Raw genomic sequence first — 10,636 nt, 5'->3', positions numbered from 1 at the left:
TTTGAATATTAATGTCAATCTTTAGCGGGAATATTTTTTTAAGCTCAATAATTCCTGAACCTCGGAACAAAACATATAACGACAGAACAGCTCCGATCAACCTTGCAATAGATATACCCAGAGCAGCTCCCTTTACTTTAAATCCCGGAAAATAAACTTGGATATCTAACAAAAAACCGAAAAAAAACACAACCGAAAAAATACCTACTTGACTATTTGGCCTTTATCTGTTAAACTTAAATGTGCAAAATAGAGTGGCGCCATAGCCAAGCGGTAAGGCAGAGGTCTGCAAAACCTTTATTCCCCAGTTCAAATCTGGGTGGCGCCTCCAAGAGAGAATCCCTGAAAGTCTTGAAACCAAGGCTGTCAGGGATTTTTACATATACGTAACAAGTGTTTTAGTGGCTTATAATTTTACGGATGATGGATTTTGCCGAAATAGGAAGACGATTAAATATCTTCATAATCCGTTTTGTTTTGTTATGGAAATTGGATATATGATAATTATGCTCAGTTGATTTTTTGTGGAGAGTACCTGGTTTACAGGGCATTTTCCATGCTTAGCAGTGAGCTGGCGAATAACGAACTTTCTCTGGTTATAATTATTGATAATTTTAATTATATAAATATTTAAATCTTTTAAAAGATTACTTTTTAAAGCAGGGGTTCAGTTCGGCAAGTGAGAAACCATTACTTGCAATGCTTCCAACTGTAACCGAGGTGTCAAAAGGAAGTTTGTTTACAGGTGAACCGTACAGCAATGCGAAAAATATCAGCTATAAGCAGGAAGTTAAGAAGTGGGCGGGTATGCTTGGCCTTAGCATGCGATATCTTGAAAATATAAGCGAGTTGTCGAAAATTGATAATAAGGACGAGGACGTATTAATACTAAATTACCTTGAAATTGACGATATACTGCATAAAGGGCAAAAGGAATCCGCATTATCAATGAGATCAAAAATAAAAAATGAACTCAATGCTTTGAGTCGGGAGATTTTCGCTTTTGCCAAAAGAATCGGATATGAAAATAAGCTGAAAGTTTATGTGATGTCAGATCATGGAAGTACAATCATATTGAGCAGCCAGGAAAATCTGATTGATCAGGCGTACTATAAGGGTCGTGTAGAAAAATCGGATCACAGGTATGTTTACGTTGCAGATGAGGATATGAGTAAGCTGCACAGCAATATTGACCTCTATTGTTACGTTATTGACAGGAATAGATTTGGAACGAAGGAGAATTACCTGATTGCAAAAAAGTATTATCGCTTTAAGGAAACAGACGAAAATTTTTATGTTCATGGCGGAATAACTCCTGAGGAGCAGATCGTGCCTTTTATAAGATTTGAAAGGGTGGATGTTAAGGAAGAGGCTTTGATCATTACTCTATTATCAAATGAATTCAGGTTGTCTGTAAAATCAAAAATTCAGATGATTATTAAGAATCCGAATGAATACGCTGTGCAAGATATTGAAATAAGCATATTGAATTCTAATGCCAGGTCAGATTCTAAAAGTGTGAAATATGAGAAATTTGATGAACTTTCGGCGTTTAAAGTATATATGGATAATATTCGTTTTGTTAAAAATGAAGGGAATGAAGAATTGCTGCTGAAAGTGACGTATAAGTTTCTCGGAAAGGAATACACACATGAATATAAGCTTCCGATTATTGTTAAGAGTGTTCAACGGAATATAGCAAACTTTGATGATATTTTTTAAGTGAGGTATGGAGTATGTTGCAGTTTGAACAAAAAGCGTATGACTGCTATGGGGACGTTGTAATAAATAAAAGCTTGATACATAAGGCGGGGTTCTCCTCCAGGGCCATTCCTGCATATGTTGGAGAATGGATTCTTTATAATTTTTTGGAGGACGGTGAGCTTACCGAAGTGGATTCGCTACGAATTAAGTATACCAAAAATGATACCGGTGCTATGATGAAAGTATACCAAAAATGTGGTATACTTTTTTTAGCGTGCTACGAAAATACATAGCCGCAAAAAATACTGCTGAAATGAGGACGAGTCTTGAAGGTTTATGTTAAATGTTCACCACATTTAACCCTTCAAGACTCCAAACAAGACACTTTGATAATAACATTGATTGACGCTAAAATCAACATCCATAAGGATAGTTTTTACTGCAGTTTTGACCATGAACTCCTGAGTAAGCTTAAAAGCTTCTTCTTGCTCAGGCGTAAAAGCCTGACTTATAAATTTTTAGTAAGTGGTCAAGAAAAGCAGTTAAAGTGTCCTATGCTTAAATTTCCTGGCAGAAAAAATGTTGCTTTGTGGCCATCCATAAAACTTCCGAACAGAAAATACCCTATATATGTATATATTTATGCGACAGCATTGTATTTGAGTTCAAAAATCAGCATGAGAGAAGCTGCATTAAGAACTCGTCAGAAATTTGGACTTGAAAGCTTCAGCCACTCTACACTATCAAGGGTTCTTAAAAAGCTTTCTCTGAACATTTATGACATTCTGCCCACCGTAGTTCCAGCGCCGCCTAGTTCCCCGTTTGTTGAACGTGCTCACTGGAGTGTTGCTCAAGTCTTAAGGCATAAAAAACTGCTTTCACTTATTGAACCTGTGTTAATCAAAGGAAATGAGATTGCATTCTGCAGTATGTTAAATTACAATTTCTTCAATCGAACTCAGAAATTTTTGCTTTGAGAATTTCAAAACCCTATCGCCATGCACCAACATAGAAGGTAATATGCTTCCTGGGAGGTGGTATATACGTGAAAATAATAAAATACCCCATAAAGGAAGTAGATATTAAAACAATTCCGGAAAACAGGATGCTAGGAATTGGAATATCCGGAACACAAAGGGCGCTGTGCAAAAAAAATATCAAACAGTACGGACTTGTCATGCCCATTGTTACGGTTGAAAAGCCGTCAGGCACAATGATGGTCCTGAAAGGGAACAATGAGCTTTCGGTTCTAAAAGAAATGAAAGTGGATAAGGCAGATGTTTTTGTCACAAAAATTCAGTCTCCTGACGACATCGGCAAGGCAATTATTCTCTTATCATCTCTTCGCAGGGAACTAAACCACATATCAGAAGGCTTGATTTTGAAAGAGATTTTAAACCTGGGACACTGCAACCAAAAGGAACTGGCAGAGCAGCTTATGAAGTCAGAGGCATGGATTTCGAAAAGGCTCTCCCTGGTGGAGAGACTGAACGACAATGTGGCAGCCATGGTGACGGATAAGGCGCTATGCCCGTCCATTGCACAGAATATCGCACGTATTCCAAAAGACCGGCAGCATACTTTTGCCATGAATATCTATGCAAACCGCATTCCGAAATCCATGGTGGAAAGACTTGTGGGCGCTTATACCGACAAGAATACGCCGGATGCGCTGAAAGAAGAAATCATCAATAATCCTCTTTGTGCTATGGAGAATATAAACACTGTAAGTATTAAAAGCACCAGGGGTAAAGTGGATGACGATGTTAAATTTCAAAATGCGCTTAAATTAATTCTGAATGTTATCCATGATATCGAGGTCTTCTTTGCAGTTTGGGAGAAGGAAAAGATCTTCAAGTATGCATCTTTGATTCAGGCCGTTGAAGATTCCGTTAAAAAATTTCTCACATTGCTCAAGCATTGGAAAGTTTCCCCGGGGAAACCGGATTCATATGAAGGGAGTGATATAAATGATTGACACAGATACCTACCGGATGATACGAAGGCTTTACACAGTCGAAGGCTTAAGTCAAAGACAAATCGCAAAACAACTGGGAGTATCAAGACCCACGGTGAAAAAATATTGTGAAGGCTCACATATGCCCGGTGAAAGGAAAGAATATCAAATTAGCAAGGGTCCCTTAAGGTTAACCCTGGAATCAGAGATTATCCGGATCATCAATGAAAACAAGGACGCTCCGAAAAAACAAAAACTTAATGCGAAGGTTATTTGGGAAATGCTTCTAAAGTCTGGGTATACCATAGGGGAATCAACCATACGAAAGTATATACAGGAGATGCGGGTAGACGAGCCTGAAATATTTGTGCCGCTTGAATTTGAACCGGGTGAGGCTATGGAATTTGACTGGGGTGATGCCTATGCCTACATAAAAAAGCTTAAGACGCGGGTTTCCGTATTTTGTGCTGTTCTCCCCTACAGCTACGGCATATTCTCGGCGGTATTCCCGGATAAGACAAGCTCCAGTTTCTTTATGGGCCATGTGATGGCTTTTGAATATTTCGGAGGTGTTCCTCGCCGGTGTATTTATGACAACCTGAAAAGCGCTGTTCTGGAGGGTTCCGGTAAGGATGCGGTGAAACAGGAGAAGTTTAAAAAGCTTGAAGCGCATTATGCTTTTGAAGGAATATTTTGCAATGCCGCAAAAGGTTGGGAAAAAGGCTCGGTCGAGAACCTTGTTTCAATCATCAGAAAAATCGCTTTTACTCCCATACCATGGGTGGAAAGTTACCAGGAACTCCAGGAGCATGTGACTCAAAAATGCATCCAATATTGCATGTCCCACAGGATAAAGACCCGGACGAGAACGATTAAGGATATGCTTGATGAAGAAAAGGGATATCTTCTTCCCCTTCCGACATATCCCATGGATCCGTCCGAAGAAGTAAAGGCCAATGTGTATCCTGACCTCACCATAAGGATTGGCGGGATAAAATATTCCGTTCCGCCCGAATATGCGGGGATGTCTGTTACAGTAAAGGTTTCACCTTTCCATGTGGATATATATTATCTTGGCAAGCTGGTATGGCAGCATAAAAAAGGTATGCACCCCTCTGATCATCAATATATCCCGGAGCACTATCTTGAAATCCTTCAAAGAAAGCCTCGGGCTATTAGAAATGCAGTTCCCATCAACAAGGGGGTTATGCCTGTCGAACTGGCTGACTTCCTTAAACTGTGCAAGGATTGGGATAAAAACGTCCAGTTTGTCAATATCCTGCTCCTGGCTAAAAAGCTGGAACCGGATACCCTTCTGTGGGCCGTAAAACAAGCAAACCTTACCGGATGCCCTTCCTATGATAGGGTTTGTTTTTACCTTGAAATACTTGGAAAAGCGGATCCATGCAGTGTTGATGACGTTAAGGTTCAACCTGCCAACCTGGAGCAATATGACCAATTGATCGAAAGGAGACGAAATCTTCATGAAAAAGATAATTCCTAACCCCATATCCTTATCCGAGGATATTGTATCCATATCAAAAAGCCTTAGACTTCATTCCTTTGCAAGATACAAAGAATATGTAAAAAATGATTTGTCTACTGAAGAAGTTCTTCATCAGCTTCTGAAAGCAGAACAGAATATTAAGAATGAAAACAAATACAAATACCGTATCAAAAATGCGGGATTCCCTGTTATCAAAACGCTTGATACCTTTGAATTCGACTCAAAGCGCCTGCCGGATTTGAACAAGGATATAGTTATGGAACTTGCGACCTGCAGATTTGTTGAAGACAAGCGGAACATAGTTGCTATCGGCAACAGCGGTACGGGTAAAAGTCATTTGCTGACTGCTATTTGTATTGAAGCTATCACCCGGGGGTATACTGTCAAATTCAAAAGAGCATCGGATCTTGTTACCCAAATGACGGAGGCGGCAAACGAAAGACGCCTGTCGCAGTATATTAAGAATGTTAATACCTGTGATATTTTATTGATTGATGAACTGGGCTTTTTATCCTTTGATGCGGCAGGTGCAAGCCTATTGTTTCAAATATTTGCGGCACGCTACGAGACAAAAAGCACACTTGTCACTTCAAATCTCGAATTCTCAAAATGGATGACATTTCTTGGAAAGGATGAACAACTGGCTTCTGCCCTGATAGGACGGCTGATTGATCGTTCTACCGTTTTGAATATGAATGGTGAAAACTACAGGCTGCAGAGGTGCAAAGGTGGTGAAAATGAGCAGTGAAGAAAATTACGACTGACAAACTGACTGACTTTTACGAACTATCCGGAGTCAATTATTTCTGCGATGACTTAAGAAATCTCATTATTGAAGTGATTAATGAATTGTATGCGGCAAACTGCGAATCACTTTACAGACTTCGTTTAAATCATATTGACAGGGCAGTTTTCAAGTACCGTCAGGCTAAAGAAAAAAGACCTATTTGGAATACAAAACAATATTTCAAAGCTTGTCTTTTAAGCGCGATAAATGAATCCGGAATTGACGAATTGGATTATGATTAAATTGATTGAATCATTTTCCATAAAGCCTATACTCAAGTATAGGCTTTTTTTGTTGGAGTTGAACATAAAAAGCAGGCAAGTATAATTATTTCCACCCGGAATGAAATTTATAGCAATAGTACTTATGCAAGCATAAAATTACAGTGGTCGAAAGTATTGAGAGTAAAGGAATTGAGGTGGTATACTTTTACATAGCGTTTTTCCATGATTTTCATTTTTTCAGTGGTATATATAGAATGTAGCGCATCCATACCGAAGAGTCAAGAAATAAGATATCTGCATTTGTTAACAGGTATCTTCCCCAGAAAGGACAAAAGGAAGAAGTTAAAAACAGACTGCTTAATATGGAAAATGTTAAGCTGCTGGACGATTACAGCGTTTCAGTGAATCTTAAAACTGGCAAGAGAGCGTTGAAAATTCCTTTCCTGGATATGAATGACGCATTTATCAGCGACGATATTGTGAAAAAAAACAACTTGCTTCTTACCAGTGGGGTTTGGGGTGTTGCCGACCTTTTTTATGTCCCTCCGTCGTCGCCAAATGAAAAGGGACAGCTGTGGATGCGCAATTTCAAGCCGTTTCAGGTAGGAAGCGTTGATATTGAATATTATAAGGAATGCAGGTCGAACTTTACTACAGAGGAATGGATAGATCTTATTATATCGAGCATGGGGTTTAATCCGACAATTTATAAGGGGTAGAATACTATATTGGAGGCCTGCTGTCCCCTTGTGTCGTTGCTTGTGTCTGTCTCAAAGGACACGGAGGAACCGTCCCCTTGTGTCGCTATCCTAAATATTCTTTAGGGCTTTTACCAAACACTTTCTTAAACATTCGGCTGTAATGTTCCGCACTACTATAACCGACTTTTTCCGCTACTTCGTAGATTTTCATATTGGAGTTTCTCATGTATTCCAGGCCGGCACTCAGTCTCACCCGTGTTAGATAATTTATAAAACTGCATCCGACTTTCTTGGTAAATACCCGGCTTAAATAGCTGCTGCTGACTCCCATTTCCCTGGCCACTAGAGAAAGAGATATATTATTTTGATAGTTTTTATGGAGATAATTTTTAACTCTATTAATCAAATAGTTCCCATTTTCTATTGCGCATGCTACTACTGTTAAAGTCTTCCTGATCCAATTATTTAGCTGTTTCAAATCCCCGCTATCCCGCAAGTTTTTATTATACTCTTCCAATACACAGGCAAGATCCTGGTCCAGAAAATAATCCCTTCCATATTCGCAAATGCATGTATAATATCTTTCAAACAATTTTCGAATATCATCAATCATTTTTTGAGAAACCACTTCCACCTGTACAATCATAAAATCCAGACCATCTCTAATCTTTTTTGGTTCCATTGATTTAAGCGATTCTTTCAATGCTGTTAATTTTCGATCCGCATTAAGCATATCTCTGTTTATTTCTGGTGGTAAATACGCATAACGTATCAACTTTCCTTTTCCTTGAACAAAAGAATTCTGGCAGGCAATTAAAGCCTGCTGATATAGTTCTCCTGCAATAGACATCCCTTTTCCTATACGACTTAATCCCGCACTCACTATAACACCAAATTGTGCTTCCAGTTTTTTTCTAATATCATTATACAATACTGTCATTTTTTCATTTATATCCCTCACACTATCTTTTGAATCAAAACAAGAAAGAATTATATACTCGCCTGGGAGATAAGGCAATAAATTCCCTGTCTTATGATTATTCAAAATATTTTCCAAATACTCCAGCAGGCTATGGGATAACTCAGAGGATATCCTTTTAGAATAATCTGTTCTGACATAACTTTCCACACAAATAACCATGATTGCTACTCGATCACCAGCAAATCGCAAGCCCAATTTTATCAAATCTTGCTGATGCTTTATACTGAATCGTCCTTCTATCACTTCTTTTAAAAGCCTATAATAAATCTCCTGCCGGTGTTTTTCAAACAGCTTACAGGTTTGCTCCTGTTCTTCCATTTGCTTTTGCTGCTGTCTTATCTCCATCATCTCATGGTAAGCTTTCTGTAAAACTTGTATAACCTGCTCCTCTGTCATCTCTGATTTTAAAATATAATCCTTCGCCCCCATTTTATAAGCATTACTTACCAGACGGAACTCATCATAAGCACTAAGTACTACAAAAACAGTTGCCTTATTATACTTCCTTGCTGTTTGGATCAACTCCAATCCGTCCATTACTGGCATTTTAATATCGGCCAAAACAATATCCATCTGCTGTTGCTCCATTATTTTCAAAGCCTCCACCCCATTGTAAGCTTCGCCGATAATTCGGAATCCGTGGCTTCCCCAATCAAATAATGTTCGCAGCGCTTCCCTCATCAAAGGTTCATCATCCACCAACAACACATTGATCATTCTCTTTATCACTCCCACTGATAACCGGTAGTCTAACTGTTACCCTCGTATATTCCCCTAAAATGCTATTAATACTAATACCATAGTCATTGCCAAATTCCAGTTGAATACGATCATGGGTATTTTTTATGCCTATATGAGTTCCGGAATCCTCATATTTCTCCGCTTTCCCGTCAAAAATCTTCCGGATATAATCCTCAGGAATTCCTCGACCATTGTCTTCTATCTCCAATAATAGATAATTTCCCTTTACAGTTCCCCTGATAATAATCCTGGCATCATTATCCCCTCCGTTCAGTTTATCATTTAGTCCATGGGATATGGCATTCTCAGCCAATGGTTGCAAAAGCATCCAAGGAATTCTATAGGATAAAATTGTGTCTTCTATTCTATACTCTACCAAAATTCTATTCTTGTATCGAACCTGCTGCAATGTAAAATAATCCTTTAAATTATCTATTTCCTCAGCTACAGTGATCATATGACCTGCTTTGCTAATGGTATTCCTCAATAAACGATTTAAAGCCAAAACCATATCAGCCACCTCATGGTCATGATGCATCATGGCTACCATGCGAATGGAAACCAGGGCATTATAAAGAAAATGAGGGTTGATCTGATACTGAAGGACTCGAATTTGCGCTTTCCTCTTCTGTTGTTCCTCCTGGACTATCCGATTAAATAAATTTTTCAATTTAATAACCATGTGGTTAAAGCCGGCAGAAATCATCCCAATCTCGTCATTGGAACACACAGGAACCGAAACCTGGAAATTCTTATCCCCCACTTGTCTCATGGCAACGGATAAAGCTCTAATGGGCTCGGATATCCTTCTGGCGATTAAAAATGATATGCCATAAATTCCTATCAAGCATATAATTAACAAAGTGAGGGTCATCCAGCCAATATCCCTTATTTCATTCATATAGCATCTATAGGGAATCATTCTTATGGTTTTCCATCCGGTAACAGAGGAAGTAGAATAGGTGATCATTATATCCTCTTTATCTATTTTTTGACGGAAGTAGCCCTGATTTTGATTTAATATTTTATCAATAAAAGAGTGCTGCCAAATATCCTTAATTCCTCCTCCTTTTTCCTGGGAAATCAGTCTTCCGTATTCATCCATAACTGCAATCATATCATAAGGTCCCACTTCAACATCCTGGTAGATACTGGAGAATATATTCTCATTCAATAAAATTACCACCACGCCAATGTCCTCCAGATTCTTTCGGAATGCGGTATCTTTAATAACCCTTCCTACTGCAAAAGCCTTTTCATTAGTGCTTAATTGATCCGGATTGGGGATAAGCCCCACCCAAACAGTCTGACCCTTACCATATAATATTTTTTCGTACCACTGTGAGTTTCTTATAGCATCACCCTGACTGATATAACCTTTATAGACATAACTGCCTCCCGAATTGGGAAAAAGAATGGTGGTTTGCACATCCGTATCATTATGGAATAGAGAAGCAATCATGGGATCAAGCTGATAGTATGCCATATAGACATTTCCGGTAGGGTATTTTTAAAATCTACTTCATGAAGCACCTTTTGGATTTTTTCACTGGTAAAAAAGACATCCAGATACATTTCTACCTTTTGCACTTTCTCATCCATATTTTTATTGATCTGCTCCAAAGTGGACAAAGAAGCCTTATTTAGCTTATTCTGAAGAGACTGGGTGGACTTAAAATAAGAAAATATACCGATAAACATGGTGGGAAAAATTGAAACCACAATAAACCATAGAACCAGCTTATTATGAATATGTTTCATACCCAGTATCCTCCCCATGGATTAATTAATTGTTATATTTATTATAACATTGCATAAAATTATACACAAGAGCTAGAAAAAATATACCCGTCTTTAGAAGTTAGCACCATAAATCTTTAGGAGTAAATTTTATATTAAAAGCGTAAAGCAGCCTTAAAATAAGGCTTTTTTTATTGCTAAAAACACTTGCAAAATTACTTTTTATGTGCTATAATTAATGGTGATAGTGGTGATAAATAAGGAGGGGATTATATGGCATATTTTCTAAAAAA

At 38.3% G+C, this 10,636-nt stretch carries 10 protein-coding genes, 1 tRNA gene and 1 pseudogene; 9 read left to right on the top strand and 3 right to left on the bottom strand.

From position 1 onward, the window contains the following. Positions 1-256 precede the first annotated feature (256 nt). The 9 genes and pseudogenes from HPY74_17445 to HPY74_17405 all read left to right on the top strand — a co-directional run bounded on the left by HPY74_17445 (position 257) and on the right by HPY74_17405 (position 6,898). Positions 257-331 (top strand) — tRNA-Cys (locus HPY74_17445). A gap of 308 nt (positions 332-639) precedes the next feature. Further along, positions 640-1,722, top strand: a pseudogene (locus tag HPY74_17440) (PglZ domain-containing protein). A gap of 14 nt (positions 1,723-1,736) precedes the next feature. Further along, entirely contained in the window at positions 1,737-1,997 is a 261-nt protein-coding gene (locus HPY74_17435; GenBank protein ID NSW92420.1) for a hypothetical protein, read from the top strand. Between the two features lie 33 nt (positions 1,998-2,030). Further along, positions 2,031-2,681 carry a hypothetical protein gene (locus HPY74_17430; GenBank protein NSW92419.1) on the top strand — a complete coding sequence of 217 codons (651 nt, stop codon included), beginning with the start codon at positions 2,031-2,033 and terminating at the stop codon, positions 2,679-2,681. A 68-nt stretch (positions 2,682-2,749) separates the two neighbouring features. Further along, complete coding sequence (locus HPY74_17425; GenBank protein ID NSW92418.1) at positions 2,750-3,682, top strand: hypothetical protein; 933 nt, start codon at positions 2,750-2,752, stop codon at positions 3,680-3,682. Further along, the gene (locus HPY74_17420; protein ID NSW92417.1) at positions 3,675-5,165 is read left to right on the top strand and encodes an IS21 family transposase; all 1,491 of its coding nucleotides are present in this window, start codon (positions 3,675-3,677) and stop codon (positions 5,163-5,165) included. The genes HPY74_17425 and HPY74_17420 overlap by 8 nt, the downstream gene beginning before the upstream one ends. After that, entirely contained in the window at positions 5,146-5,916 is a 771-nt protein-coding gene (locus tag HPY74_17415) for an ATP-binding protein (protein ID NSW92416.1), read from the top strand. The genes HPY74_17420 and HPY74_17415 overlap by 20 nt, the downstream gene beginning before the upstream one ends. Further along, positions 5,913-6,197: a hypothetical protein gene (locus HPY74_17410; protein ID NSW92415.1), complete on the top strand. Its 285-nt coding sequence runs from the start codon at positions 5,913-5,915 to the stop codon at positions 6,195-6,197. The genes HPY74_17415 and HPY74_17410 overlap by 4 nt, the downstream gene beginning before the upstream one ends. Positions 6,198-6,442: 245 nt before the next feature. After that, positions 6,443-6,898 (top strand): hypothetical protein, encoded by a 456-nt coding sequence (locus HPY74_17405; protein ID NSW92414.1) that lies wholly within the window; start codon positions 6,443-6,445, stop codon positions 6,896-6,898. 85 nt (positions 6,899-6,983) lie between these two features. Here HPY74_17405 and HPY74_17400 read toward each other — a convergent pair whose 3' ends face one another. The 3 genes from HPY74_17400 to HPY74_17390 are packed head-to-tail and all read right to left on the bottom strand — an operon-like array spanning position 6,984 to position 10,364. Continuing rightward, positions 6,984-8,579 carry a response regulator gene (locus tag HPY74_17400; protein ID NSW92413.1) on the bottom strand — a complete coding sequence of 532 codons (1,596 nt, stop codon included), beginning with the start codon at positions 8,577-8,579 and terminating at the stop codon, positions 6,984-6,986. Continuing rightward, entirely contained in the window at positions 8,554-10,089 is a 1,536-nt protein-coding gene (locus HPY74_17395; protein NSW92412.1) for a sensor histidine kinase, read from the bottom strand. The genes HPY74_17400 and HPY74_17395 overlap by 26 nt, the downstream gene beginning before the upstream one ends. Then, complete coding sequence (locus tag HPY74_17390) at positions 10,062-10,364, bottom strand: hypothetical protein (protein NSW92411.1); 303 nt, start codon at positions 10,362-10,364, stop codon at positions 10,062-10,064. Before HPY74_17390 ends, HPY74_17395 begins: the two co-directional genes overlap by 28 nt. Positions 10,365-10,636 lie beyond the last annotated feature (272 nt).

Source organism: Bacillota bacterium (genome assembly GCA_013314855.1).
Lineage (GTDB): Bacteria > Bacillota > Clostridia > Acetivibrionales > DUMC01 > Ch48.
Note: the sequence above shows the minus strand (reverse complement) of the source record. Positions and strands in the feature narration are given on the sequence as shown.

Excerpts from the sequence above, each read along its gene's own strand:
- HPY74_17435 (NSW92420.1), top strand. The coding sequence starts at position 1,737 with ATGTTGCAGTTTGAACAAAAAGCGTATGACTGCTATGGGGACGTTGTA.
- HPY74_17420 (NSW92417.1), top strand. The coding sequence starts at position 3,675 with ATGATTGACACAGATACCTACCGGATGATACGAAGGCTTTACACAGTC.
- HPY74_17415 (NSW92416.1), top strand. The coding sequence starts at position 5,146 with ATGAAAAAGATAATTCCTAACCCCATATCCTTATCCGAGGATATTGTA.
- HPY74_17400 (NSW92413.1), bottom strand. The coding sequence starts at position 8,579 with ATGATCAATGTGTTGTTGGTGGATGATGAACCTTTGATGAGGGAAGCG.
- HPY74_17395 (NSW92412.1), bottom strand. The coding sequence starts at position 10,089 with ATGGCATACTATCAGCTTGATCCCATGATTGCTTCTCTATTCCATAAT.
- HPY74_17390 (NSW92411.1), bottom strand. The coding sequence starts at position 10,364 with ATGAAACATATTCATAATAAGCTGGTTCTATGGTTTATTGTGGTTTCA.